General features: G+C 69.0%; 24 protein-coding genes. 16 read left to right on the forward strand and 8 right to left on the reverse strand.

Annotated features, from left to right (window positions below; all coding sequences use genetic code 11):
• Positions 1 to 464: 464 nt before the first annotated feature.
• A complete protein-coding gene (locus CFP71_RS30635; protein ID WP_093937436.1) occupies positions 465 to 1,364 on the reverse strand; it encodes an ROK family protein in 900 nt (299 codons plus the stop codon).
• Entirely contained in the window at positions 1,361 to 2,770 is a 1,410-nt protein-coding gene (locus CFP71_RS30640) for an APC family permease (RefSeq protein ID WP_093937437.1), read from the reverse strand. Before CFP71_RS30640 ends, CFP71_RS30635 begins: the two co-directional genes overlap by 4 nt.
• A gap of 218 nt (positions 2,771 to 2,988) precedes the next feature.
• On the opposite strand from CFP71_RS30640, the gene CFP71_RS30645 reads away from it, so the two are divergent.
• Positions 2,989 to 3,498 (forward strand): hypothetical protein, encoded by a 510-nt coding sequence (locus CFP71_RS30645; protein WP_093937438.1) that lies wholly within the window; start codon positions 2,989 to 2,991, stop codon positions 3,496 to 3,498.
• Complete coding sequence (locus CFP71_RS30650) at positions 3,495 to 4,394, forward strand: hypothetical protein (protein ID WP_093937439.1); 900 nt, start codon at positions 3,495 to 3,497, stop codon at positions 4,392 to 4,394. Before CFP71_RS30645 ends, CFP71_RS30650 begins: the two co-directional genes overlap by 4 nt.
• Here CFP71_RS30650 and CFP71_RS30655 read toward each other — a convergent pair.
• Positions 4,391 to 5,224 (reverse strand): alpha/beta hydrolase family protein, encoded by an 834-nt coding sequence (locus tag CFP71_RS30655; protein ID WP_244199903.1) that lies wholly within the window; start codon positions 5,222 to 5,224, stop codon positions 4,391 to 4,393. The genes CFP71_RS30650 and CFP71_RS30655 overlap by 4 nt on opposite strands.
• Positions 5,225 to 5,408: 184 nt before the next feature.
• Between CFP71_RS30655 and CFP71_RS30660 the strand changes: the two genes are divergently transcribed.
• A complete protein-coding gene (locus tag CFP71_RS30660) occupies positions 5,409 to 6,488 on the forward strand; it encodes a J domain-containing protein (protein WP_093937441.1) in 1,080 nt (359 codons plus the stop codon).
• Positions 6,489 to 6,635: 147 nt separating this feature from the next.
• On the opposite strand, the gene CFP71_RS30665 is transcribed toward CFP71_RS30660, so the two are convergent.
• The gene (locus CFP71_RS30665) at positions 6,636 to 9,134 is read right to left on the reverse strand and encodes a M14 family zinc carboxypeptidase (protein ID WP_244199904.1); all 2,499 of its coding nucleotides are present in this window, start codon (positions 9,132 to 9,134) and stop codon (positions 6,636 to 6,638) included.
• Between the two features lie 236 nt (positions 9,135 to 9,370).
• Between CFP71_RS30665 and CFP71_RS30670 the strand changes: the two genes are divergently transcribed.
• Positions 9,371 to 10,057 (forward strand): DUF998 domain-containing protein, encoded by a 687-nt coding sequence (locus CFP71_RS30670; protein ID WP_093937481.1) that lies wholly within the window; start codon positions 9,371 to 9,373, stop codon positions 10,055 to 10,057.
• 101 nt (positions 10,058 to 10,158) lie between these two features.
• Positions 10,159 to 10,824 carry a class I SAM-dependent methyltransferase gene (locus tag CFP71_RS30675; RefSeq protein ID WP_208636075.1) on the forward strand — a complete coding sequence of 222 codons (666 nt, stop codon included), beginning with the start codon at positions 10,159 to 10,161 and terminating at the stop codon, positions 10,822 to 10,824.
• Here the strand turns inward: CFP71_RS30675 and CFP71_RS30680 are convergent.
• Positions 10,730 to 11,368 (reverse strand): hypothetical protein, encoded by a 639-nt coding sequence (locus tag CFP71_RS30680; RefSeq protein ID WP_093937443.1) that lies wholly within the window; start codon positions 11,366 to 11,368, stop codon positions 10,730 to 10,732. The genes CFP71_RS30675 and CFP71_RS30680 overlap by 95 nt on opposite strands.
• Entirely contained in the window at positions 11,365 to 11,697 is a 333-nt protein-coding gene (locus tag CFP71_RS30685) for a hypothetical protein (RefSeq protein ID WP_093937444.1), read from the reverse strand. Before CFP71_RS30685 ends, CFP71_RS30680 begins: the two co-directional genes overlap by 4 nt.
• A 363-nt stretch (positions 11,698 to 12,060) precedes the next feature.
• Between CFP71_RS30685 and CFP71_RS30690 the strand changes: the two genes are divergently transcribed.
• From CFP71_RS30690 to CFP71_RS30730, 9 genes are all read left to right on the forward strand, one after another.
• Positions 12,061 to 13,341, forward strand: coding sequence for a helix-turn-helix transcriptional regulator (locus CFP71_RS30690; protein ID WP_093937445.1), 1,281 nt, complete (start codon positions 12,061 to 12,063; stop codon positions 13,339 to 13,341).
• Positions 13,338 to 14,039: a hypothetical protein gene (locus tag CFP71_RS30695; protein ID WP_093937446.1), complete on the forward strand. Its 702-nt coding sequence runs from the start codon at positions 13,338 to 13,340 to the stop codon at positions 14,037 to 14,039. The genes CFP71_RS30690 and CFP71_RS30695 overlap by 4 nt, the downstream gene beginning before the upstream one ends.
• A complete protein-coding gene (gene dcd, locus CFP71_RS30700) occupies positions 14,030 to 14,626 on the forward strand; it encodes a dCTP deaminase (protein ID WP_093937447.1) in 597 nt (198 codons plus the stop codon). Before CFP71_RS30695 ends, dcd begins: the two co-directional genes overlap by 10 nt.
• The gene (locus tag CFP71_RS30705) at positions 14,610 to 15,701 is read left to right on the forward strand and encodes a thiamine-phosphate kinase (protein ID WP_093937448.1); all 1,092 of its coding nucleotides are present in this window, start codon (positions 14,610 to 14,612) and stop codon (positions 15,699 to 15,701) included. Before dcd ends, CFP71_RS30705 begins: the two co-directional genes overlap by 17 nt.
• A 379-nt stretch (positions 15,702 to 16,080) precedes the next feature.
• On the forward strand, positions 16,081 to 16,893 hold the full coding sequence (locus CFP71_RS30710) for an AfsR/SARP family transcriptional regulator (RefSeq protein WP_093937449.1): 813 nt from the start codon (positions 16,081 to 16,083) through the stop codon (positions 16,891 to 16,893).
• Between the two features lie 307 nt (positions 16,894 to 17,200).
• Complete coding sequence (locus CFP71_RS30715; protein ID WP_093937450.1) at positions 17,201 to 18,097, forward strand: helix-turn-helix transcriptional regulator; 897 nt, start codon at positions 17,201 to 17,203, stop codon at positions 18,095 to 18,097.
• A gap of 137 nt (positions 18,098 to 18,234) precedes the next feature.
• Entirely contained in the window at positions 18,235 to 19,044 is an 810-nt protein-coding gene (locus CFP71_RS30720) for a 2-amino-3,7-dideoxy-D-threo-hept-6-ulosonate synthase (protein WP_093937451.1), read from the forward strand.
• The gene (locus CFP71_RS30725) at positions 19,041 to 20,144 is read left to right on the forward strand and encodes a 3-dehydroquinate synthase II family protein (RefSeq protein ID WP_093937452.1); all 1,104 of its coding nucleotides are present in this window, start codon (positions 19,041 to 19,043) and stop codon (positions 20,142 to 20,144) included. Before CFP71_RS30720 ends, CFP71_RS30725 begins: the two co-directional genes overlap by 4 nt.
• 65 nt (positions 20,145 to 20,209) lie before the next feature.
• Positions 20,210 to 21,307, forward strand: a complete 1,098-nt coding sequence (locus CFP71_RS30730; protein ID WP_093937453.1) for an AMP-binding protein — start codon at positions 20,210 to 20,212, stop codon at positions 21,305 to 21,307.
• Between the two features lie 9 nt (positions 21,308 to 21,316).
• Here CFP71_RS30730 and CFP71_RS30735 read toward each other — a convergent pair whose 3' ends face one another.
• Both CFP71_RS30735 and CFP71_RS30740 read right to left on the reverse strand, forming a co-directional pair.
• Complete coding sequence (locus CFP71_RS30735; RefSeq protein ID WP_167406335.1) at positions 21,317 to 22,099, reverse strand: AfsR/SARP family transcriptional regulator; 783 nt, start codon at positions 22,097 to 22,099, stop codon at positions 21,317 to 21,319.
• A 44-nt stretch (positions 22,100 to 22,143) separates the two neighbouring features.
• The gene (locus CFP71_RS30740) at positions 22,144 to 23,589 is read right to left on the reverse strand and encodes an MFS transporter (RefSeq protein WP_167406336.1); all 1,446 of its coding nucleotides are present in this window, start codon (positions 23,587 to 23,589) and stop codon (positions 22,144 to 22,146) included.
• A 294-nt stretch (positions 23,590 to 23,883) separates the two neighbouring features.
• Here CFP71_RS30740 and CFP71_RS30745 point away from each other — a divergent pair, with 294 nt between their 5' ends.
• A complete protein-coding gene (locus CFP71_RS30745) occupies positions 23,884 to 24,402 on the forward strand; it encodes a flavin reductase family protein (protein WP_093937456.1) in 519 nt (172 codons plus the stop codon).
• Positions 24,399 to 25,985, forward strand: coding sequence for a 4-hydroxyphenylacetate 3-hydroxylase N-terminal domain-containing protein (locus CFP71_RS30750; RefSeq protein ID WP_093937457.1), 1,587 nt, complete (start codon positions 24,399 to 24,401; stop codon positions 25,983 to 25,985). The genes CFP71_RS30745 and CFP71_RS30750 overlap by 4 nt, the downstream gene beginning before the upstream one ends.
• The last annotated feature ends 13 nt before the right edge of the window (positions 25,986 to 25,998 follow it).

Here is a 25,998-nt window from a genome sequence, read left to right on the forward strand (position 1 = left end):
CCGACGTCCACGGGCCCAGGGCCGTCCCGGCCTTCCGCGCGGCCGGTGAACCACTTGCCGACGGCGTCCCCCACCCGCCCTTCACGGGTACTGCCGATGATCACCGCGACCCGCAGCGGACTGTCGTTCACGACCGACCTCCTCTCGCCTCACCCTTCAGGCGCGAGAAAGCCGCCGGGCGTTCGCTAGATCGGATCTAGCGAACGCCCGGCGGCTTCGGTCTGTGATCTCGCTACGCGCCGAGCGCGATCGCGGGCCAGGGTCAGTGAAGGCCTCCTTGCCTACCCTGAAGGTAGTGAAGGAGGCCTTCACGGACAGCCACATCGCCCCGAAAGCCTCAGGCGCCACAGAAACCCCACACACCACAGCGGTGCCGCGTGAAGGGGGCCTTCATGTACTTGCTGGCGGGGCAAGGGGGTCGTGAGTGGCGCACCGGTCAGCGCACAGTTCGCCACCCCGACTCGCTACGCGTCGAGCGCGATCGCGATCGCGCCCAGCAGGGACGCGTCCTGGTCGAACTTCGCCGACACCAGCTCGGGCGGGAACGGCACGGCCCTGGCCAGCCGCTCACGCAGCGCGGGCAGCAGGATGTCGGCCGAGCGCACCAGTCCCCCGCCGACGGCGATGCGCTGCGGGTCGAGCGCGATGGCGAGGTTCGCGACGTGCATCGACAGCTCGTCGAGCGCCGCGCCCACCAGGTCCTTGGCCCGCGCGTCCTCCCTGGCGAGGCCGAACAGCTCGCCCGCGGTTACCGGGCGGCCGAGCAGCACACTCGCCCGGCCGCCCAGCCCACGCCCACCGACGGCCTCTTCCAGCGGCGCCGCTCCGCTGGCGAACCCGTCGGTGTCCTGCGGTGAGAGGAGGTTGTACCCGATCTCTCCCGCAGCGCCATTCGCGCCGGTCAGCAGCCGGCCGCCGACCAGGACCGCCGCGGCGATCCCGGTCCCGAGCGAGAGGAACACCGCCGGATCGGTGTCCGCCAGCGCCCCCCATCGCCATTCCGCGAGCGCCGCCGCCTTGGCGTCGGTGCCCACCTCGATTCCGACGCCGCCGAACTCGTCGGCGACGAGTTCGCGCAGCCGCAGTTCCTCCCAGCCCGGCACGTTGGGGGCCAGCAGGATGCGGTCCTCCAGCACGATGCCGGGGCTGACGACGCCGATCGCGGCGAGGTCGTCGGCGGCGCCTTCGTCGGCGAGCAGTTTCCTCGCGGCGGCGAGCGCCCGGCTCACCACCTGTTCGGCGCCCGCCTGCGCGTCGGTGTCGAGCCGCCGGGTGACCAGCAGGCTCCCGGCTCTGTCCGCCAGCCCGATCGCGACCTTCGTCCCGCCGAAGTCGATCCCCAGGATCAGTTCTTCCCCCGTCACTTCCCGTTCCCCTCTGCCGCCCCCGCGAACGATTCCTGGATTCCCTTGGGCCCGAACGGCCACACGCGCTCGGCCTTGGCGTAGGCGAGGAACGCCGCCACGCCGAGCGCGATCCACCCCACCGAAAGCCCGATCGAGAGCCAGGTGGCGGAGAAATAGATGTAGACCCAGCCGAGCAGCGCGATGATCGTCGGGATCGGGTAGAGCCATTGACGGTACGGCCGGTGCAGTTCCGGACGTCGTCGCCGCAGCACCACGATCGCCGCGACCTGCGCGAGCGACTGGATCAGCACGAGCACCGTCACCGCCGCGTTGATCACCGCGGTCAGCGTGAAGAGCGACCCGATCGCGGTGATGGCGCCCATGGTCAGCACACCGGCCGTCGGCAGGTTGAGTTTCGGGTGCAGTTTGGCGAACACCGGCAGGAACACCTTGTCGCGCGCGGCCTCGAACGGCACCCGCGAGCCGCCGAGCAGACCGGCGAACACCGAACCGATCGCGGCGATCACGATGAACACCGTGATGACCTTGGCCGTGCCCGTGCCCCACGCCTGCTCCAGCACGGTGGAGGCGACCGACGTGGCGTTCTTCAGCTCCTCCAGCGGGATCGAGCCGAGCACCCCGAGCTGCAGCAGGAAGTACAGGCTCATGATGCCGAGGATCGAGAAGATGATCGACCGCGGCAGCGTCCGGCCCGGGTCCCGCACCTCGCCGCCGAGGTAGGCGCTGGTGTTGTAGCCGAGGTAGTCGTAGATGGCGATGATCAGGCCGGCGCCGAGCCCGGCCCAGAACGCGCCGCCGCCGAACGAGAACGCGCCCGGCGTGAAGGCGAACGCTTGCGCGCCGTCGAAATGCGTGAAGGCCGCGACGATCACCGAGAGCGCGGCGAACAGCATGATCGCGAACAGGACGGTGGTGAGCTTCCCGATCTCGCCGATCTTGCGGAACAGCGCCAGCACGATCAGCGCGATGACGCCGAGCCCGATGACCTTGCCGAGCGCGGTCGTCCCGCCGTCGTCGGCGACCCCCGGGATCAGGTACCCGAGGTACTGGACGAGACCAATGATGCCGGTGGACATGATCAGCGGGATGAACAGCACCGCGCTCCAGGCGAACAGGAACGGCATGAGCCTGCCGGTCCGGAAGCCGAACGCTTCGCGCAGGTACACGTAGGTGCCGCCGGCGCCGGGGAGGGCGGCGCCGAGTTCGGCCCAGATCAGGCCGTCGGCCAGCGCGATGAGCGCGCCGATGAGCCAGCCGAACATGGCCTGCGGGCCGCCGAGGGTCGCCACCATGGCGGGGATGGTGACGAACGGGCCGATCCCGCACATCTGGGTCATGTTGATGGCTGTCGCCTGGAGCGGCCCGATCTTCCGCTCGAGCCCCGGCCGCGGGGATGAACTCAAAACGCGCCTCCCTATTAGTTAGTAAAGTTTCTTAACATAATTTGCGGCGTGTCGGAAGGCCGGTCGGCAAAGTTGTCGCGCGCCGGTCCACCCGGAATTGCCCGAAAGGGCGCAATCCCCCGGAATACGCCCGAACGGACCAGTCCTGGGACGTATCAGGGGGTCACCGTTCCGCGTCCTCAGTAAGAGGCGACGTCTTCCCAGGGACGGTGAGGTCCATGAAACGGCTGTTCAGCGCGGTGATGGCGATCGCCGCTCTCGGCTTCACGGCGGCTTGCGGCGGAACTTCGACTCCCCGCGACACCGCGCCCGCCGATCAGACCAGCGGCGGTGTGACCACCGAGGTCGCACCGACGGCGTCGGCCGGTCCGGCTTCGTCCGCCTCGTCCGGCGGGGGCGGTGGCCACACCGACGATCCGGCACCGCCCGGGGTTCCCGGCAGCCCGATCGTCTACGACCACACGCGGCTCGGTGCCGCACCGGAGACCGCCAAGTCGGATATCGAGGGCGACATCCGGAAGGTCTGCGGGCCGAGGCTGTGCGGGGTGAAGGTCGTGATCACCGGTTCGGGTGACTGCACCGCGAGCATCACCCATTCCCCGGTGAAACCCGGCGGGACGGTGACGGTCAAGGCCAAGGCCTGCGCGCCCGAGGTCTCCGAGGAGACCACGTCCTCGGAGAGCCCGGTGTCCTCCAGTGAAGCTCCCGCCGAGACCACGTCCGGATGACGACCCGGCGCGGTCTGCGCCGTCCGGAGCCGAAGGGTGCCGAACCGGACCCCGGGCCGCCCCAGGCGCTCAAACTCATCGGCGCGGTGCTGGCCAACACGACCCTGCTCACCGCGCTGCTGTACTTCTTCGGGCTCGTCGAGACGCAGGTGCTCTTCGCGTACTTCCGAGTGCACTACACGCTTCTCGCCCAGACCCCGGACGAGATCTTCGCGCGCGGTGCCGACGGTCTGTACTTGCCGCTGGCGGGTGTCGCGGGGGCCGTCCTCGGTTTTGTGCTCACCGTCCGGATCCTGCGATTGCGCCTTTCGGAGGGCGCGTGGGCCCGGCTGTTACGGATCTGCGTGCCGAGCGCGGCCGGGCTCGGCGCCCTGCTGGTCGTCGCGACCGTGATCGTCACGCTGAATCCGGAGCCGTTCCGCGACTTCCCCGGCCTGCCGGGACTCGGTTTCGGAGTCGGCGTGCTGATGCTGCTGTTCGCCTGGCGCCACTGGGCTTCGGCGCTGCGATCGAACCCGCTGGAACTCGTCCTGGGCTACGCGCTGATCAGCATCGGGCTGTTTTGGGCCGTCAGCGACTACTCGGCGGCCGTCGGCACGCGGAGGGGTTTCGAAACCGCGGCACAGCTTCCCGCACGGCCCGCGGCGACGCTTTACAGCGCCGAAAGCCTCAACCTGACGGCCGGTGGTGTCCTGCAGGTGAAATGCGCGGATCCCGACGCCGCCTACAAGTACCGGTACACCGGACTGAAGCTGCTGCTGCAGTCCGGCGGGCAGTACGTGTTCGTGCCGTCGGGCTGGCGGGCGGGCAGCGGTGTGGCGTTCGTGATTCCGAGGACGGACAAAATCCGGCTGGAATTCGGTCCCGCGCGGTCGGCACCGCCCGCCGCCTGCTAACCCAGGTGCCGCACCAGCCATTCCGTGACCGCGTTGTCGACCTGCTTCGCGATCGGCAGCTGCGGCGCGGGCTCGATGCCCGGTTCTTCGGCCAGCGGATGCGCGAGACCGGGAACGCGATCCAGCAGGATGTCACCGGGCACGAAGTACTGACCGCGCAACGTGTCGACGAGCTCGTCGGCATCCGCGCGGAACGCGGGGTAATCCTCTTCACCACTGACCACCAGCAGCGGGACTTGCTTTTCCCTGGCCGAGATTTCACCCGATCGTGCGACGAAGTCCAGCTGATCCGCCGCCTGATTCGCTTCGCCGGTCCACGGATAGGGCTGTTCCAGCATGCCTTCCACCAGGCCGATCACGGAACGCGCCCGCACGGCGGGGTTGACCAAGGCCGCGACGTGGACCGGGATCTCCCGCGTGGCCAGGACAGTCAGCGCCACGGCACCGCCCAGCGAACCGCCGACGACGGCCGTCCGGGACGTGTCGAAACCGAGGCGTTCCCGCAGTTCAGCCAGTGCGGCGGGGAATTCCAGAGCCGCCTGCCGGACGAACGGGTCCACGTACGCGAGCATGGCGTCCCGCTGGGCCCGCTCGACGATGGCGTCCATGCTGCCGTCGATCATTCTCGCGCCGCACAACGGCATTCCGAGGTACACGCGCCACGCCGGCACCCCCGCCAGCGGCAACGCGGCCGCGAAGGCGGCGTCGGTGCGCGGCGCGTCGATCATGTGCCAGGCGACGACCACCGGCGCGGGGCCGCTGACCTCGGCAGATGGCGGCAAGGCGGTGAACGGTACCCCCGCGGCCGTGCCCGTGACCGGTTCTCCCACCGCGATCCTTCCTCCTACGCTGTCGATCTCCACGATATCCACGACGCACCGGAAGCGGACCTCGTTCCGCCACAAGCGAAACAGTATGCCCGCGGTGTCACCCCGACGCGCCGCGGAGGTGGTTGCGGGTGCCCGGCGGCGGCCGAATAGTGTTGCGGCCCGGCCCATTGGAGGTGAACCGCCCGTGCCCGATGTCGACTACTACGAGGTGCTCGGCGTGGGCAAGGCCGCCTCGGTCAACGAGATCAAGACCGCGTACCGGCGCCTGGCGAAGTCGCATCACCCGGACACAGGGGGCTCCGCGCTCACGTTCCAGCTGGTCCGCGAGGCGTACGACACGCTGAGCGATCCGATGCGGCGCGCGGGCTACGACGCGGACGGGCGTTCCGTGCGCGTCCCGATCCGGCCGCGGCCGAGACGTCGCTTCGGCGAGGAACCGGGCTACGAGCCCGAGCCGGTCGTGATCGACCCGGAAGACCTCGAATGGTGGGAATTCGCCGCGCAGGACGGACGCGTGCGCCACGGGCGGCGGCGCGGCCCCGGGCACACCCCGGTCGTGGCGGCGGTCGGCGGGATGGTGCTGGTACTGCTGCCGGTGCTGACCGGGGTCGGCTTCTCGGCGCCCACGCTGATCGTCTGGCTGATCCTGACCGCCGGGACCGCCCTGCTAGTGCAACGGCTCGCGCGCGGCTACCTCGCCGCCTCCCGCGCCAAGAACCGGTTCGCCGCCGAGTTCGGCGGGAAACGCGTGTTCGGCACTCCCGGCACCGAGACCGACGAACTCGCCGAACGGCTCACCGCCGACCTGCTGGAGCGCTACCTGACCCGGCTGCCCGGCGCGCGGATCTTCCACGGCCTCTCGTGGCCGGACTCGGTGTTCGCCGACGTCGACCACGCGGTGCTGTGCGGGAAGCGGCTCGTGCTCGTCGAATCGAAGCTGTGGCTGCCCGGGCACTACGAAACCGATGACGACGACCGGCTGCTGCGCAACGGACGCGCCTTCCGCGGCGGTGGGAGCAGGCTCGAGGAAAGCCTGGCCGAGTATCGGCGAATCCTGCCGGGGGTCGCGCTGCGCGGGGCGATGATCGTGTACCCGAGCCGGACCGGTGAGATCACCACGGACCTCGACGATCCCTCCCCCGCACCGCCGATGACGCCGGAGCAGTTCCTGCACGAGATCGGCGGCTGGCTGGCGGCGGAGCCGTCCACTGTGGACTCGGCGACGATGCGGGTGGTGCGGGACCGGGTGATCGGCACCGTCTAGGAAGCCCCGCATTTCGTCCTCTGAATGCGGTAGTTCACGTTACCAACTACCGCATTCAGAGGACGAAATGCTTACAGGTCCACGTGTGAAGGGCCCCTTCCTTGCGCCTGACGCAAGGAAGGGGGCCTTCATGTACCGAGAAACGCGCTACCGGACCGAGCGCTCCTTGTTGGCGCGCGCGGAACGGGTGCAGACCTCACCGACGTCGACCGTCTGGCCGCGGTCGATGTAGACGTCCGCCAGCCCGACGAGCTTGCCCTTCGGCGACGTACAGGTCAGCTGGTACGCCTCCTTGGGGCCGTAGGTCGGCGGGATCGGCGCCTGGAACGACACTCCGCCGGTCCAGTCGTCCACAGTGGACGGGTTCGCCTGCGCGTAGTTGACGAGCACGGCCCGGTAGTCCCCGGCGGGCGGGTCGTACAGGATCGCGTGCTCTTCCGTGGTCGAACCGTTCGCCGACGACGACACCATGTTGCCCGCGGCGTCGAAGACGTACAGGTCCCAGTCGGTGTCCTGGCTGGCCCACTTGACGTCGACGCTGAACTTCCCGTTGTCCACCTTCGGCAGCCCGTCGACGTGGAACGTGAAGCTCTCCGACGTCGGGTCGGTCGGGTAGTTCGTGTTGGTCGCGGGGACGCCCGCCGGGTTGGTCACCGGGATGTTCGCCTGCACCGGCCCCTGCGGCTCGCGGCCGTAGCGGCCCGCGACGTAGGGACGGGTCGACGGGTTGATCGACCACGCGAACCGGCCGCCGGTCGAGGACAGCGACGAGTTCAGGTTGTCGGTCACGTAGATCGGCGGCTTCGTCGAGCCGTCCGGCTGCACCACCGGGGCGGTCGGCGTCTGGAAGGTCTTGTGCAGCTTCAGCTGGTGACCCTTCGGCGCCGTGCCGATCAGCGTCGAGTGCGCCGCCGGGTCGGCGGTGTTCGCCAGCATGTCGACGAAGGCCGCGCGGTTACCGCCCTTGCCCGCACCGGCGGCGGGGGCGACGCCGGTGTACTCGGCGACGACACCGGCCTGGAACGGCGGGTGGAACTCGGTGTTGCCGATCTCGAAGGTGAAGCCCCAGCCACCGGTGGCCCAGTACGACCAGTCCTCGGTCGAGCCGGTCGTGTCGTAGAGCGCCCACGACGGCTGGCTGGTGTATCCGTTGCGCGAGGCCATCTTGTCGCCGAGCGCCTTGTACGCCGGCTCGTCGAGCGGCGGGCGGACGGCGGCGACACCCGGGACACGCAGCACCAGGTTCGAGAAGGTGTGCAGCGTGATCAGGTTGGTCACCTGGCGGTTGGACACGATCGAGCGGATGTTCTGCGTCTCGGGCTCGGAGAACGGGCCGGAGCCGCGGAACGTGTCGCTGCGCCACAGGGTCGACGCGCCCGCGCCGCCCCAGAAGCCCGCGTAGTTGCGGTTCGGGTCGGTGCCGCGTTCGCGGCCGCCGGGGTTGGCCTTGCAGACGCCGGTCGCGAATTCCTTCGGCGAGTCGTTGACGTTGCAGTTCTTGCGCTTCATCTCGTAGTCGAAACGCGAGAAGTCGCCCTTGGGCTCGGCCTCACGGGAGATTTCGAAGCCGTCGGCGTTGACGATCGGCACGATGATGTTGCGCGTCCGGCCGACCAGGCCGCGGATTTCGGCGTTGTTGCCGGTGTAGCCCTTGACCAGCTCGATCGCCCATTCCATGGCGTGCTCGCCCGCCGGCCACTCCCGGGCGTGGTGCACGCCCATGGTGAAGTTGACCGGTTTGCCGTCCGTGATGTTCTTGACGTCGGTCGCGATCTCGAGACCGATGACGTCACGGCCTTCCCAGGTCGGCTGCGGCAGCGTGAACGCCGTGACGAGCTTGGGGTTCTTGCGGGCCAGTTCCTTGACCTCGAACTGGTAGTCGTAGAGGTGCCGGTAGCTCGTGCGCCCGGACGGCAGGGTGGAGCCCGGCGTCTTCGCGGCGTACTCGCGGTCGGTCTTGGCGTTCTGGATCGACCTCGCCGAGAGGTCGGCGTCGACCACCTTCGACTTGAAGCCGTTGTCCGCCAGTGTCTTGCGGTCGGCGTCGTTGGCGAGGACGACCTCGACGCCGGTGGCGTCGGCCTTCTCGGTGACGTCCAGCCCGAGCCGGAGGAGCTTGTCCTTGTCCTTCTTGGCCGGGGTCTCGACCCGGACCAGTTCGGCGCGCTGCGGCGCGGGCGCGGCGCCGGTCGGTGTCCCCTGCGGCGTGAGCGCGAGGAAGTCGACCCCCAGGAGCGCGTCGCGCGTCTGCCCGTCGTACCGGCAGGTCTGCACGACCAGCTTCTGGCCCTTCTTCACGAAGCCTTCGGCGAGTTCGTGACTGCGCAACGCGGCGGACGCGGCGACCACGGCACCGGTCGCCTGATCGAAGACCGCGAGGTCCCAGTCCCCCTCGGCGCCGCCACGAGGCGCGAGCCGCGCCTGCAGCAGACCGTCTACTGTGGACGTGAACTCGCGGCGATCGGTGCCGGACGTGCCCGGCTTCTGCAACGAGGCGAAACAGGACCGCGGTACGGCCTGATTGGCGCGCACCACGTTGTCCGCGGCCCCCGCCGTCGTGGCCGACGGAAGGGCCACGAAGGTGCCGGCGAGCACCAGTGTCGCCGCCGTCCATCCCGCTCTTCGCCGGTTTGGTGAATACCCCACAGACTGACCTCCTTGGACAGTCCGGTGACCGGGTGAGGTCACCGGTAGCGAGACACTAGACCCGGGACCCCGTCCGAGGGACCCGCCACAAGTCGTCTGCACCCCTTTCGGCCCAACGATCTCACCGAAAGTGCAGGAACGATCACCGCGACCGGACACCGTAGAATGGGACTTTCCTGTCGATTCCGACAGGAAGACCTAAGAAAACCTTCAGGTTGGGCGGTTACCTTTCCACCATGACGACGTCCCAGGTCTCCGCCAGGTCCCCGCTGGCACTGCTGGCCGCCGTCGGCTCGGTCGCCGGCGGCGCGCTGCTGATCCTGCTGTTGCAGGTCCTCCCCGCCACCAGCGGCATCAGCCCGGTCCGCCGCACCATCAGCGAGTACGCGCTGAGCGAGAACAAGTGGATCTTCGACGTCGCCGTCCTGCTGGTCGCCATCGGCTCGGCGATCGGCTTCGGCGCGCTGATCCGCCGCAAGCACCTTCCCGCGCTGTCCGCGGCATCGGTCTTCTGCGCGCTCTGGACGGTGAGCCTGGTGGTGATCGTGGCGTTCCCGAAGAACAACTGGGCGATCGGGCCGAGCACGGGCGGCACCGTACACCGGATCGCGAGCGTCGTGGCCTTCGTCTGCCTGCCGCTGGCCGTGTGGTTCGCCGCGAAAGCCGTTTTCCCGGCCTCCCCCGCTCGCCGCGCGGTGACGCGGGTGCTCGCGCTGGCCGCGCTGGCCTGGTTCGGCGTGATCCTCGGGGCGATCGTGGTCTCGATGAACGGCGGCAGGCCGTGGTGGCAGGCGATCCCGCTGGGGCTGGTCGAACGCGCGATGGCGCTGACCGGGCTGATCGCGCTGGCGTCGCTGCTCATCCCGGCCCGGGTGGCGGCCCCGGTCGCGGAAGAGGCCGAAGCGCTACGGGTCGCGTCCTGACCGCCGAACACCTCGCCCGTATCGCCCGCGGCTGGGACGAAGCCGCCGACGGGTACGAGGCCTACTACGTCCCCCGGTTCGCGCCGTGGGTCGACGCGGCGGTGCGGGCCCTTCCCGCGGACCTGCCCGACGGCCCCGTCTTCGTTCCCTGCTGCGGGACCTTCCCGGAACTCGACGCGCTCGCCGCGCGACTTCCGGGCCGCGAGATCGTCGGCGTCGACCTGTCCGCGGGCATGGCGGCCAAGGCGCGAAAGCGGTCCGAGGGCAATCCGCTGGCGCACGTCGTCGAAGGCGACGCCTCGGCACTGGAACCGGCCTCCGCCGCCGCGATCGTCTCGGTCTTCGGGCTCCAGCAACTGCCCGAACCCGACGCCGCGCTCCGGTCCTGGGCAGGCGCGCTCCGCCCGGGCGGTCTGCTTTCGGTCGTCTATTGGCCGCACAGCACCGAACCCGGCGGGCCGTTCACGGTGCTGTCCGACGTCCTCCGGGAACGCGTCCCGGCCGGAGACCGCTCCTGGGAAGAGCGGCTCGTCCCCGCACTGAGCGACCTCGTGCTGGAACGGGACGAGCCGTTGTCGTTCCCGATGGCTCACCCCGACGCCGACACCTTCTTCACCGCGCACACCCGGTCCGGGCCGATGCGGCCGCTGGCGAGCATGCGCGGTGAAGGGTTCATCGCCGCGCTACGCGAGGAGTTCCTGCGAAGGGCCCCTGAAGGGGAATGGCGGCACCGTCCGCTTGCCCGGCATATCGTCGCGCGGGCGTGAACTCGTCCTCGTCGGCGTCCTTGCGCAACCTCGCGGTGCAGACCGAAAGGTGCACCACGTTGGCGCGCTTGTGATGGCGGTACACGTGGACGTCGGTGGCGAAGCACGCCGCGGCGAGCAGGGCCCGCCGCTGTTCGATGCGCTCGTAGCCGACCCCGGCGGGGCAGAACACGGTGACCTCGACTTCGTCACCGCGCGGTTTGGTCCACAGGATCACCGGCAGCTTGCCGTCGAGCGTGCACACCCGCGCCCGGGCGAACCCGGTCCGCAAGCGGTGCTGCACGACGATCGAGCGGAGCCTGTCACGGAGGGCGCGCCGCGCCGCTTTCCAGTAGAACAGCCAGTTCGCGACGCCGAACAGCACGACCGCGGCCCAGATCGGGCCTGCCGTCTCGAACAGCGTGAACAACGCGTACGGGAGGACGAGCAGCGCACCGATCTCGTACCGCCAGTGATAGAGGGCGGCGAACGGGTTCGGCCGCCTGACCACCGTGACCTCCCTGGCCAGCTCGGCGATCGCCTGGGGTTCCTGCCAACGGCTCATGACCTTCCTCCTGTCCGACCGGCGGTCTGTTCGGCGGCCACCGCCGCCGCGGGAATGGAGCGGACGACACCGGCACCGGCGCAGTCCGGGCAAACGGCGTCTTCGTAGGGCCACCACCCCGTGCCGCCGCACGGTTCGCACGCGTGCACGGTGTTCCAGCGGGGATCGCGGTAGACGCGGCGCCTGCTCCCCTGGACGCGGATCACCTGCCAGCCGCGCGAGGCGGCGCGGGCGTCTTCGCCGGACGCGAAGAGCCATTCGTGGAAGCGCTGAAGAAGCCGATCGAACCAAGATCGGGGTGTTGACGTGTGGTTCTCGTGGTGGGACATGGAGTTCACCCCCGATACTGCGGAGCGCGGACTCGGGTCGGCACACACGACGCCTACTCCGGCATTCGTGTGGCCCGCAGACGGCTCGAGCCGGTTCGGATGCGCAGCGTCACAATCAGATGGCTGACAGCATCCGCTTTCCGGTCGCGCCCGGGTCGCACCGGCCCTGGTCGCCGGGCGGGTCGCGCACCCTCGGACCTGGTACAACAGGTCCCGTCGCGGCCTTTCCCACGTTGTGACACGACGTTGACCGACGCGCCAGCGCGGTCCGATTCGCTTGCTGTACTCTCGCCGTTGTGTGCACGTTCAGTCACCGCCCTACATTGCCTACCCGAGGTAGGTAAGCCCGTGTCTAGTGCCTACATGAAGCCTACATCGACCGGGGGACGGCCGGTAAGCCCCGATGCGGAAACCGTTACCGCGTCGGATGTCGGCCGTGAGCTGCGAAGGCTGCGCAAGGCCGCGGGCGAAACGCAGGCGGAAACCGCCAGGATCATCGGCGTCACCAGGGCGAACCTGACCCAGTGGGAGACCGCCAAGTACCTGCCGTCGGCGCACAACGCCCGCCAGCTCGACGACCACTTCCGCGCCGCGAACGCGCTGTTCAAGCTGGTGGAAAAGGCCCGATCACCCCAGGAACACGCCGCGCCCGCGGCCGGCGACGCCGGCGTCGTGGACACTTCCCGCTCGCTGCTCCAGGTCTTCCACACCGTCGGCGCGAAACTCGTGGAGCACCTGATCCACGACGCCGACGGCAAACCGCTCGGCTGGCGGCACAACCTGCAGAAGAACACCGGGCCCAAGGCGCTGAGCACCGCGTACGGGATCAACACGATGCTGGTGGTAGGCGATCCCTACATCGACCTACACACGCTGTCGGAGGATCTCTACCGGCTGCAATCGGCGCACGGCTGGCGAGGGCGCGCCGGGGGCAAGCGACCGGAGACCACCGCGTCGGTGGTGGACGCGCTCTTCCGCACCAGCACCTTGTCCGCCGACGAAGGGCTGGAACGGCTCGAAGGGTCGCTCGACCCGTACAGCCGGACCCGCCCGTACCTGTTGTCCGCCGTGTTGCACACGGCGGTCCGGCTCCGGCCGGACGCCCCGCTGACCGACCGGCTGATCGACGCCCTCCTGGCGGCCCGGCTCGACTTCGACGGCTCACGCCTGTGGCCCGAGAAGAACGAAGCCGGACTCGTCGCCCCGGAGGCCTCGGTGGTCCACACCGCGCGGTCGGTCGTCGCTCTGCGGGACGTCCTGCGCAGCCGTGAAGATCGCAACGACGTCCGTGAAGCGGCCGACGAAGCCACACAATGGCTCATCGACCGGTCGCATTCGGACGACGGCGTGGCCGAGGACCTGGAAAGGCCCCGGCCCGACGGTGAAGGAACGACCCGGATCATCATCCGCCACTTCACCGCCGCCTGGGTCGTCCAAGCACTCGCCAACGCCCCCCGCCTGCCCCTCCCCCGGCTCAACCGGGCGCTCGGAACCCTTTGGGAGCGCTACGACGCCGATCAGGGGCTCTGGGTCTGGGGCAGTGGCGACCTGCCGATCTGGCAAACGCTCGACGCCGTCACAGCCCTCCGCGCGGCCGCCCTCGCGGTGGCCGTACCCCCGCTCAGTCCTCCAGGAACTCCATGATCGACTCCCCGCCCCCGACCCTCGTCGCCGCTCCGGCCGGCGAGGCGGACCTGACCTGGCTGCGCATGGTGGCGCACCGGGTCCAGGACACCCCGGGCGCCTTTCTCGCGTGGCTCGAAGAAATCCTCGGCGACGAAGAAGCCGTGCGCGCCGCGGCGAAACGTTCCTACTGGCATCCCAACGGCTTCGCCAAAATGGTGCTGCACGCCTCGGCCGATTTCCGGATCCGGCTCCACGTCTGGCCGGAGTCCGAGGAACCGTCCCGCGGTGAATCCAATCCGCACAGCCACCGCTGGGAGTTCGCCTCGGCCATCGTCGCGGGCGAAGGCCTGCACATGGTCGAATACCGCGAAACGACCGAAGTCGGCAAGGCGCACGACCGGTACCGCTACGGCGCCGATCCGGCGAACCCTGCCGCGTTGCTCGCGGACGGCGAAGCCCGTCTCGCGGTGGAAAAGACTCCGCACGTCCGGCGTGGCGACGTCTACGCGTGCGACACCACCGTCGTGCACACCGTCCGGCCGATCGCGGCGGGCCTGACCGCGACGGTGGTGATCCAGGGCCCGCACCGCACCGGCACCACCGTCGTCTACTGCGAACCCGGCCAGACCGACGACCAGCCCAACGGCGAACTGACCGAAGCCGACTTCCGCGACCTCGTCGGCGCCGTCGCGAAAGCGGTGGCGTCATGCCCCTGATCCGGCCCGCGCCGCGCCGCGGGATCCTGACCGACAGGGCGATCCGGCGCGCGCACCGGAACGGGGAACTCTCCGTCACCCCGTTCGACCCCGGTCTCGTCCGCCCCGCCGCGATCAGCCTGCGGCTCGGCCGTGAGGCGTTCGCGCTGGAAACGACCGGAACCGTCGACATCGCCGACCGGAGCACGTATCCGGAACTGCGGCCGAAGGAACTCGACGCCGAGGGCAGGCTGCGCGTCGAGCCCGGCGAGGTCGTTCTCGCGCCGACACTGGAGAAAATCGGGCTTTCGGAGAAACTCGCCGGGCTCGTCGACGGCACGAGCGACTACGCGCGGCTCGGGATCAGCGTCGTCCTGTGCGGTCAGGTCAGCCCCGGCTTCGGCAGTGAGAAAGGCGCCGTGCTGACCCTGGAGATCGTGAACCACCTGCGGCATCCGGTGCTCCTGCACCCCGGCACCCGGATCTGCAACCTGATGCTGTTCGCCACCACCGGCAGCGACCAGTCCTACGGCGCCATGCCGAACAACTACTCCAGCGACCACACCGTCGCCCCGTCCCGATTGGCGGACCATGTCGGTCGTAACTGAACTCTCGCCCGTCGGCGACGACGTCCACCTCGGCGAACTCGGCGAGCACGCGATCCTCGAGCACATCCTGCGGCCACGCTACGGCGGTGTCCGCGGGTTCGGTGACGACTGCGCCGTCCTGGACGCCGAAGAGGGGCTTCTCGGCGAACTGGTCGCCACCACCGACAGCTGCCCCACCCCGCTGGTCACCAGCCTCGGCGAAACGGATCCTTACCACGCCGGCTGGCTGCTGGCGACGATCAACCTGTCCGATCTCGCGGCGGCCGGCGCCACCCCGCTCGGGCTGGTCGTCAACTACACCCTGCCGAAGACGACCACGGCCGGCGAGTTCCGTCGGCTCCTCGACGGCGTCGACGACTGCGCGAAGACCCACGGGACCAAGGTCGTCGGCGGTGATCTCCGGGACGGACCGGTCCGGCAGCTCACCGCGACCGCGATCGGCCGGTGCGTTCCCGGCGGCAGGCTCGGGCGCGCGGGCGCCGCGGCGGGCGATCGTCTGCTGCTGGTCGGTTCGCCCGGCTACCTCTGGGCGTACGCGTTGCTCGTCGAAGAGCAGGCCCGGCTGCCCGAAGCGATCGTCGCCGGGATCCGTGAGCGCGCCTTCCGTCCGATGGCCCAGGTGGCCGCCGGGAAGGCACTCGCCGCGGCGGGGCTGGCACGCGCGGCGATGGACGTGTCCGACGGCCTCTTCCCAACCGTGCGGACCCTCTGCGGCGCCAACGGTCTCGGCGCGCGGATCAGGACGGACATCCACCTCGACAACGCGCCCGCCGAAGTCTGCGCGCAGGCGGGGCTCGGCCGGTTCGAGCTCGCGCAGGCCTGGGGCGACTGGACGCTCGTGGTCGCCGTGCGGCCGGAAGACGTGGAGCTCGCCAGGAAGGTTCTCACCGAGGAAGGCGTCGCGGCGCAGGAGATCGGCATCCTCGCCCCCCGCGAGGAAGGCATCTCGCTGGACGACGGTGAGAAGACCGAGCCTTGGAACGGGATCGCGCAAGAGCGGTTCTCGCCGAGTTCGTGGCATGGCGGCGACCTTCCGAAGCTGATCACCGAGGTTCTCGGCAGGCGCGCGAGCTGATCGACGGGGCGCGGAAAAGTCCATTCCGCGCCCCGCTTTCACCAAAGGGCGCCTCGACGGACATTGACAGCGTCGGTACTAATGCCGTTCGGTGATTCCATAAGATCACGTAGAGTTTCCCGCTCACCATGGAAACACGTCCGAGCGTGGAACACACCTGTCGTCACGCGTGGCCACGGACCCCACCGGGAAGGGACGAATGGACCAACCACCAGGAAATCCCCGCACCCGCCTGTCGCCGTGCGTCAGCAAATCGCCGGTTCGCCACCCTTGGGAACACCCATTCGGCCCAGAAGCTTCCTGCTAGGATAAAACATAGGATGTTTGGCCGGATTTTCCGCCACGTGAGCATAATGTCCATTGCGCATACGGGGGTATCATGAAGTTGCGTATACTTGGCCGCCTTTCCTTGACTTCGAACGGTGTTGACTACACGCCGACGGCACCCAAGTTGCGACACCTTCTCGCTTTGTTCATGATTAATTCCAACGAAGTCGTTTCGGTGGACTGCTGCATCGACGAACTGTGGCCGACGGACCCACCCAAGAGTGCTTTGTCGACGCTGCAGACCTATACCCTGCAACTACGCAAGATCCTCCGGTCCATCCCGGCGAGCGCAGACTCGCCCGACGCGACGCTCGAATTGCGCACCAGGCACCAGGGTTACCAGCTGGTGGTACCGAAGGAATGCCTCGACAAAGAACTGTTCGACAGGCAGGTCGAGGCGGCACGGGAAGAACTCGGCATGGACAACGTGTGCCGGGCCGCCACGTTGTTCCACTCCGCGTTGCGGTTGTGCGAAGAACCCGTCCTCACCGACGTCCGGATGGGCCCGTCGGTGGCCGCCTACCAGCTGGAAATCAAAGAGACCAGGTTCAGCGTCCTCGGCGAACGCATCGACGCGGATCTCCGGCTGGGACGGCATCGGGCGGTCATCGCCGAACTGCGGCAGCTCACGGCCACCCATCCGATGGACGAGAACATCCACGCCCAGTTGATGGTGGCGCATTACCGCTCCGGCCAGCGCGCGGAATCGGTGATGGTGTTCCACCGGCTCCGCCGCACCCTCGCCGAAGACCTGGGACTGGAACCCAGTCCGCAGACGAAACGGCTGTTCGAGGCCATTCTCAAGACGGACACACTGCTCACGATGGAAGCGCCCGACAGCTTGTCCAGTCTCCGGCTCGCCTGATGGCGGCCGCGCCGTGTCGCGGGCCGAAAGGCAATGGTGTCGTGCTCGACCGCTCGCACGGTCGGCCTCGGTATCGCGAAATCCCCGCCCCTTCCGATCGCCGACGAACACCGGTCCGTGAAGGCCTCCTTGAGGGACTCTAGGTCCCTCAAGGAGGCCTTCACGGACCCGCAACCCGACGCGAGGGAAAGCATCCCCGCCCAGCACGGCACGTTGGGCTTACCCCTTAATAGTAATCGCCAGCCTAGTAATGGCATTACCAGCTTACCGAGGTTGTTCACCTCGCCCGGTCCGCCATAATGGGTAGGTGCAGGCAAGGAAGGAACTCAGCGATTTCCTGCGGTCCCGGCGTGATCGGCTGCGGCCGGAGGACGTGGGACTGACGTCGGTCGGCCGCAGGCGTACTCCGGGCCTGCGCCGCACGGAGATCGCCCACCTGGCCGGGATCAGCGTCGATTACTACGTCCGGATGGAGCAGGGCCGCGACGGGCGGCCCTCGCCCACCGTGCTGGAGGCGCTTTCCCGGGTACTGGGCCTCGACGAGGACGAACGCAGTCACCTGTACACGCTCGCCCGCTCCGAACCGGCGCCCCGGCGGGCGAATTCCGACGAAGAGGTCCGGCCGAGCGTGCGCAGGCTGCTCGAACTGCTGAACCCGAGCACGCCCGCGTTCGTCGTCGGGCGGCGGATGGAAGTGCTCGCCTGGAACGATCTCGCGGTCGCGCTGCTCACCGATTTCGAAGCCTGCCGCCCACCGCTGCGCAACATGGTGTGGCACGGCTTCTGCGATCCCGCCGCGCGGCAACTGTACGTCGACTGGGAACAGATGGCGCGGCAGGAACTGGCGCATCTCCGGGTGGCGGTCGGCCGCTATCCGGACGATCCCGGCATCGTCGCGCTGGTCGGGGAACTGTTCCTCAAGAGCGAGGATTTCCGGCAGTGGTGGGAGAACCACGACGTCCAGGACCGGAGCCACGGCCTGCGGGAGTTCGACCATCCGCTGGTGGGCAAACTCGAATTGCATTATGAATCCCTTTCCGTTCCCGGTGTGCTCGACCAGAAACTGGTCACCTACACCGCGGACAAGGGCAGCCCGTCCCAAGCCGCCCTCGAAGCGCTCGCCGCGGCGGCGGCCGAGACGAAGCGCGCCCACGCGGAGCGCGAGGCCGGGCCCGAGAACCGGGTCGCGGCGCCGGGCGGCTGATCTCTGCCGATTTTCGCCTGATTCTTCAGCGTGCGCTGCCAGCCTGGCTCAAGGGAGAATCCCGCACCGCTCGAATGCCGGATGCGGAGCCCAGCAGCCAAAGGCAGGTACTTCGATACGACACGCTAGGCGGGCAGATGTCAGTCAATCTTCTCACCGGGAAATCACTACGCATGGCGCGCCTTTCCCGGCGCGGTGACAACAGATACCTCTTCGTGCCGCTGGACCATTCGATCTCCGATGGCCCCATCGGCACCGCGGCGGCTTTCAATCGCTTGATAGAAGACATCTCGGACGGTGGCGGCGACGCGATCGTCGTGCACAAGGGACGCGCGCGCATGGTCGATCCGGCGGCGCTGGGCGACTGTTCCCTGGTGGTGCACCTTTCCGCCAGCACCACGCACGCCAGCGACCGGGACGCCAAGGTGCTCGTCGGTGGTGTCGACGAAGCGGTGCGGCTGGGCGCGGACGCGGTCAGCGTGCACGTCAACATCGGTTCGGAGACCGAGGCGGTGCAACTGGCCGATCTCGGCGCCGTCGCGTCGGCCTGCGCGAACTGGGGAATGCCGTTGCTGGCCATGATCTATCCCCGCGGCCCGCGGATCAGCGATCCCGGCGATCCGGCGCTGCTCGCGCACGTGGTCGGCATCGCGGCCGACCTCGGCGCCGACATCGTCAAGACGGTGCTGGCCACGCCCGCCGAGCGGATGGCCCAGGTGGTGCTCAGCTCGCCGATCCCGGTCGTGGTCGCGGGCGGCGCCGCCGTCGAAGGCGGCCTCACCGCTTTCGCCACCTCGGCCCTGGCGGCGGGCTGCCGGGGCGTGGCCGTGGGCAGGCGGGTCTTCGACAGCCCTGACCCGCGCCGCGCCGTCCGTGAACTGGCCGCGGCGATCCACGGCCCTCAGCTGACCGACTCCCTGCGCAAGGAACTGGTGGGTGCCCCGTGAAGTTCGCCTGGATCGACCTCCGTACCGTGCCCGACGTCCAGCGAGAGGCGGTCGTCGACGCGGCCGTGCACGCGCGGGTGGACGCCATCGTGCACGACGACGTAAGCCTGCTCGACACCCTTCCCGCCACCGTCAAACGCGTTCTGGTCCAGCCGGACGGCGCCGGTGCCGGCGAGGGCCTGGTGCGGCTTCGCACCGTGGGCGGGGAAACCGAGCTGAACGCGCTCAAGAGCGCGTGGTACGACGACAAGACCGACATCGCCGGGCTGGTGCACGTGCGCGACGACGCCACGCTGACGCTCGCCTGCGAATCCGCCCGTTCGCTGCCTTACACGGTGGTGGAGTTCCGCGATCCGACGAAGATCCCGCTGGAGATCGTGATCGCGGCGGCGGACGGTTCGCCGGGGCAGCTGATCTGCCAGGCCGCCGATCTCGAAGAAGCGCAGATCATCGTGGACGTCCTCGAAAAAGGCTCCGAAGGCGTGTTGCTGGCGCCTCGCGACGCCAACGACGTCTTCGGCCTGATGGAGATCCTGCGGGACAAGACCCCGCAGCTGAGCCTGACCAAGCTCACCGTCGAGTCGATCGAGCACTGCGGACTCGGCGACCGGGTCTGCATCGACACCTGCACCCATTTCGGCGAGGACGAGGGCATGCTGGTCGGCTCGTACTCGCAGGGTTTCATCCTGTGCTGCAGCGAAACCCATCCGCTGCCCTACATGCCGACGAGGCCGTTCCGGATCAACGCCGGGGCACTGCACTCGTACGTCTTCGGGCAGGACAACCGGACGAACTACCTGAGCGAGCTCAAGGCGGGCAGCACCGTGCTCGGCGTCGGCGCCGACGGCCGGACCCGCCGGATCGTGGTCGGGCGGATCAAGCTGGAATCCCGGCCGCTGCTGAGCATCAAGGCCGTTTCGGAGGACGGTGTCGGCGTCAACCTGATCGTGCAGGACGACTGGCACGTGCGGGTGCTCGGCCCCGGCGGCGCGGTGCTCAACGTCACCGAGCTCACGCCGGGCACGCAGGTACTGGGTTACCTCGCCACCGACCAGCGGCACGTCGGCTGGCCCGTCGGCGAATTCTGTCTGGAAAAGTGACCTCCGCCGGTCCCGCGCCCGGGTCTCGCGGCCCGGGTGGGACCGGCCTTCGGACGGTGGTGGGCATGAAAACGCGATCCTGGTGGGGAGAGGACCTTCTCGGCCGCGGCACCGACGACGAGCTGTGGGCGTGCGGAGAGCGTGCCGTCACCCGCGGCAAGCTCCGGGCGGAGGTGGCCTGGCTCGCCGGCGCCTACCGTCATCACGGCATCGGCGCCGGGACCACGGTCGCCCTGCACGGAACCCCCAGCTTCACCCAGATGTGGTCGGTGTTCGCCCTGTGGGAGCTGGGCGCGCAGATCGCCTTGATCGAGCAGAAGACCTGCCTCGCCGAGATGACCTGTCTGCTCGGCCGGTGGCGGCCGCAGTACTTCGTCACCTTCGGCGGCAGCGGTCGCAGGCACCGCCCGTTCACCGACGAATGCGAAGTGCTGGTGAGACGGCTGCCCGGCGGTGAGCCCGCCTCCACCGGCCACGGTCTGCTCCAGCTCTCCTCGGGCACCACCGGCGCGGGAAAGCTCATCGGCCGGACGCCGGAGTCGATCCTCGCCGAACTCGGGCGGATCGCCGCCGTGGACGGCGTTCCGGGCCCTGGGGAACTGGTGTTGCTGCTGAACTCCACCGCGCGTTCCTTCGGTCTCGTCGGCGGTGTCCTGCACGGCCTCGACACCGGCGCTGTCCTGCTGTTCCCCGCCCCGGCCGCGCCCACGCGGGCGGCCGACGTCGTCCTCGGGGAACCCCGGGATTTCGCGCGGCTCGGCGAGGATTCCGTCGAGCCCTTCACCTCGCTGCGTGCCGCGATCTCCAGTGGCGACGTCCTGCGCCGTGACGTCTTCGACCGCTTCCGGGCCCGGCACGGCGTGCGCGTCGGCCAGGCTTACGGCACCACCGAAACCGGCGTGATCTCGATGGACGTCGCGGGCCGGTTCGCGGTCTCCGGCGTCGGGAAACCGGTGCCGGGGATCAGGATCCGCGTCGCGAACGGCGTGCTGGACGTGCACCTGGCCCGTTCGCCGTACGTCATGGAGAGCGACCCCTGGAACGGTGGCTGGCTGTCCACCGGTGACCGGGTCCGGCGGGACCCGGTCACCGGCTCACTCCAGCTCCTCGGCCGCGCCGAACACGCCGGCGGGGACCTGGAGCTCCTCGAAATCGCCGGGTGACCCCCTCGGTCACCCGGCGGAGATGAGGTCGGAGGGGGTCATCGCGGGCCCCTCCAGGACCGGGTCGGCCAGGAGGATGGCCGTCTGGAGTTCGCTCAGGGCGCGTGAGCTCGTCTCGGCGGAGGTCAGGAACCGCTGGTACACCGCCAGCGCGTCGCCCTGCCTGCCGCTGCGGTAGAGCGCCGTCATCAGGTGCGCGGTCAGCTGTTCCTCCGCCGGATGCCGGTGCACCAGCGCGGTGAGCTTGCCGAGCACCTGGCGGTGGTGACCGAGCCGCAGCGCCAGGTCGGCGCAGATGACGAGGGCCTCCATCCGTTTGGTGCGCAGCCCGACGAGCGTCCGCTGCGCCCCCGGGCCGGTCTTGACGTCGACGAGTGCCTCGGTGCGCCACAGGTTGAGCGCTTCGGTGATCAGCCTGGCCGCGTCGCCGAGGTTCCCGTCCGCGCGCCGGGTCCGCGCGATGCCGACGAGCTTGTCGAACCGGTCGAGGTCGAGTTCCATCGGCTCGGTGGCGAACAGATAGCCCGCGTCCGGGCCGGCGCCGGTGGTGCGCAGGCGTTTCGCCGCGGGACCGAGTGCCTTGCGCAGCTGGAGGATGTGCGTGTGCACCGTCGACACCGAACACTTCCTCGACGCCCCGTCCCCGAGCTCTCTGGCGCACTGACCGACGCTCACCTCGTGGTTGGCGTTCAGCAGCAGGAGTGCCAGCAGCGTTCGCTGCTTCGGCGCCGAGGGCGCGATCGGCCTCCCGTCGTACTGCACCTCGAGCGGGCCCAGCAAAGCGATCCTCACGGTGACTCGACTCCCTTCGATCCACTGCGCTGACGGGTGAAACCTCATCCGGTGACCGGGGTGCCCACCTCCGGCGCCCGATCGTCCGCGCGACGGCCGAACAAGGCCGCGGTGACGAGCGCGCCCACGATGACGACACAGCTGATCACCAGGTAGACCGCGTGATAGGTGGACAGGCGATCGGCCTGCTCCCCCGATCCGGACAGTGCCGAAGCGAACGCCACGAGCGCCGCGATGCCGACGCTCGAACCGACCTGCTGGGCGGTGATGTTGAACGCGCCGGCGACGCCGTGCCGCGCACCGGGCACTCCGGTGAGCGAAGCCGCGGTGAGCGCGGTGTAGGCCAGGCCCTGTCCGATGGCCATCACCGCGACCCCCGGCAGGATGTGGGTCAGGTAGTCGCCGTCCAACGGCGTGCGGAGCCAGAGCGCGACTCCCGCGGCGAGCAGGACGAGGCCGGCGACGAGGACCCGTCGCTGGCCGAACCGCGACAGCAGGCGGCCGGCGACGTTCGAGAACACGGCCACGAGAAGGCTCATCGGAAGTACCGCCAGCCCCGACTGCAAAGGCGTGTAGCCGAGCATGCCCTGCATGTAGAGCGGCGCGAAGAACAGGACCCCGTTGAGCGCGAAGAAGAACAGGGCGCCGGCGAGGGTCGCCGCCCGGACCGGCCGGGACCGCAGGATGCCGACCGAGAACAGCGGCTCCGGCGCCCGGCGTTCCCAGGCCACGAAACCGGCGAGCAGCAGGAGCGCGAGCAGCGCCGACACGATCGTGCCGGTGTCCGACAGGCCCACTTCGCCCGCCCTGGTCACCGCGAAGATGCCCGCCAGCAGGCCGGCGGTGACCATCGCCGCGCCGGGCAGGTCGACCGGCCGCCGGTCGCCGACGGAGCTCGGCAGGAGCGGCCGGATACCGAGCAGCACCAGCACGCTCATGACGGCGCTGAAGGCGAACACCGCGTGCCAGCCGAAGGCGCTGGTGAGCACGCCGCCGAGCACCAGGCCGACCCCGAAGCTCGCCGCGCCCACCGCGGTGTAGATCCCCAGCGCGCGGTTGCGCAGCCGTCCCGGCGGGAAGACCTGGAACAGCAACGCCATCGCCGCCGGGACGGACAAGGCCGCGCCCATCCCCTGTGCCGCCCTGGCCGCGATCAGCACCTCCGCGGTGGGCACGACGACCGGGGCGAGCGCGCCGACGGCGAAGACCCCGATCCCGGCAGCCAGTACCAGCCGCCTGCTGAACACGTCGGCCAGCCTGCCGCCGAACAGCAGGCAGCCCGCGAACGTGATCCCGTAGCCGGTCATCGTCCACTGCAGCAGGGCGTCGTCCATCCGCAGATCCCGGCCGATGTCGGGCAGCGCCGGATTGACCACCGCCACGCTGCCGACGTCGAGCGCCACCGCGGCCGCCAGCAGGATTAGGGTCCACCACAGTCTCGGGGTGAAACCCGCGCCCAGTTCCTCGACGCGCGGCACTTGCTTGGTCACCAGAACGCTCCTCGGGTCGTGACTCCGCGACAAACCGGATCGTCGCTTTCCGATCCGGGGATTCAGCCAGCCTCGCAGGCCACGCGTCCGGCAGATAGTGCTCTGTCATTCCTAGTAATCCGAGGGCTAGCCAAGCGGATACCAGGAATCACGGAGATCGCTATAGCGGACCTTGCTCGATTTTTCATCGGACCTCGTGAGCATGGGAGGCGTACCGATTCGGTCCAGGAGGGAGACACCGGTGTCCGGCCAAGAACCCCACCCGCCCTTTCCCCGACGAACCGGAAGTGGGCGGTGAAACAGGCGATCCGCGGGCTCAGGGACTGCCTCGCCCAGTTCGCCACCGGCGTCACCGTGGTCACCGTTCGCCATGAAGGCGCCGTGCACGGCGCGACGGTGAACGCGTTCGCGTCCATTTCGCTCGACCCGCCGCTCGTGATGGTTTCGCTGGACCGCCGCAGCAGATTGTGCGCGCGACTGGCGGGAGCCGCTTTCGAAATCAACATCCTTTCCACGTGGCAGCAAGGAATCGCCCGGCATTTCGCGGGCGCGGGCACGGATCCGGCACCGGAGATCCGCTGGGATGTGTTCCCGCATTCCGTCCGGCTCGCCGGCTGCGCCGCGTATCTGAGCTGTGCGCCGTGGGCCTCCTACGACGGTGGCGACCACGTGATCTACCTCGGCCAAGTGCGGAACTTCGAGATCCGGGGCGGTCCCCCGCTCGTCTTCCACCGCGGCGGCTTCCACGAACTGCGCCGAACCGCCACCGAAGCGCTCGCCCCTACCACCGACGGGACAGGAATCCTTCGATGACACTCCAGCAGGAAACCACCGGTCCGGCGAACGGCCGTCCGACGGCTTCCCGGCCGATGAACGGGCAGGAATATCTGGAAAGCCTGCGCGACGACCGGGAAATCTACCTCTACGGCGACCGCGTCGCCGACGTCACGAAGCATCCGGCGTTCCGCAATTCCGCCCTGATGACCGCGCGGCTTTACGACGCGTTGCACGACCCGGCCAAACACGACGTGCTGACGACCGCGACCGACACCGGGAGCGGCGGTTACACGCACAGCTTCTTCCGTACCCCGCGCACCCCGCAGGACCTCCTCGACGATCGCGAGGCCATCGCCGAATGGGCGAGGCTCACCTACGGCTGGATGGGCCGGAGCCCGGACTACAAGGCGAGTTTCCTCGGGACACTCGGCGCCAACGCGGACTTCTACTCGCCGTTCCAGGACAACGCGCGCCGCTGGTACCGCGAGTCCCAGGAGAAGGTGCTGTTCTGGGACCACGCGATCGTGCATCCGCCGGTCGACCGGCACCTGCCGTCCGAGTCGGTGAAGGACGTCTTCGTCCACGTGGAGAAGGAAACCGACAGCGGCCTGATCGTCAGCGGCGCGAAGGTCGTCGCCACCGGCTCCGCGATCACCAACCTGAACTTCATCTCGCACTACGGCATGCCCATCAAGGAACGCGAGTTCGCGCTGATCGCGACCCTGCCGATGACCGCGCCGGGGCTCAAGCTCATCTGCCGTCCGTCCTACGCGGCCACCGCCGCGGTGATGGGCAGTCCTTACGACCATCCCCTCTCCAGCCGGTTCGACGAGAACGACACGATCTTCGTGATGGACAAGGTGCTCATTCCTTGGGAGAACGTGTTCATCTACGGCGATTCCGACAAGGTGAACGAATTCGTCTCCGAGTCCGGTTCGCTGGAGCGGCTGACCTTCCAGAGCTGTATCCGGCTGGCGGTGAAGATCGACTTCATCGCGGGTCTCCTGCTCAAGGCGATCGAGATGACCGGGACCAAGGACTTCCGCGGCGTGCAGGCGCGGGCGGGCGAGGTGCTCGCCTGGCGCAACCTGTTCTGGGCGCTCAGCGAGGCGATGGCCAGGAATCCGCGGGAGTGGCGGGACGGTTCGCTTCTGCCGCGGAAGGACTACGGCCTCGCGTACCGCTGGTTCATGACGCTCGGCTACCCGCGGATCAAGGAGATCATCGAGCAGGACGTCGCCAGCGGCCTCATCTACGTCAGCTCGAGCGCGGACGACTTCAAGAACCCCGCGATCCGGCCCTATCTCGACAAGTACGTCCGCGGCTCGAACGGGCACGACGCGGTGAGCCGGGTGAAGCTGATGAAGCTGCTGTGGGACGCGATCGGCACCGAGTTCGGCAGCAGGCACGAACTGTACGAGCGCAACTCCTCCGGGAACCACGAATCGATCCGCACCGAGATCCTCGCGGCGCAGACCGAAAGCGGCCAGGTCGACGGGTACAAGGGGTTCGCCGAGCAGTGCCTGCGCGAGTACGACCTCGACGGCTGGACGGTGCCGGACCTCGACTCCTTCGACGAGCTGAAACACGTCATGCGCGGCCTCGGCCGCAGGTCTTGAGCCGGAGGGCATC

The organism is Amycolatopsis thailandensis (assembly GCF_002234405.1).
GTDB classification, from domain to species: domain Bacteria; phylum Actinomycetota; class Actinomycetes; order Mycobacteriales; family Pseudonocardiaceae; genus Amycolatopsis; species Amycolatopsis thailandensis.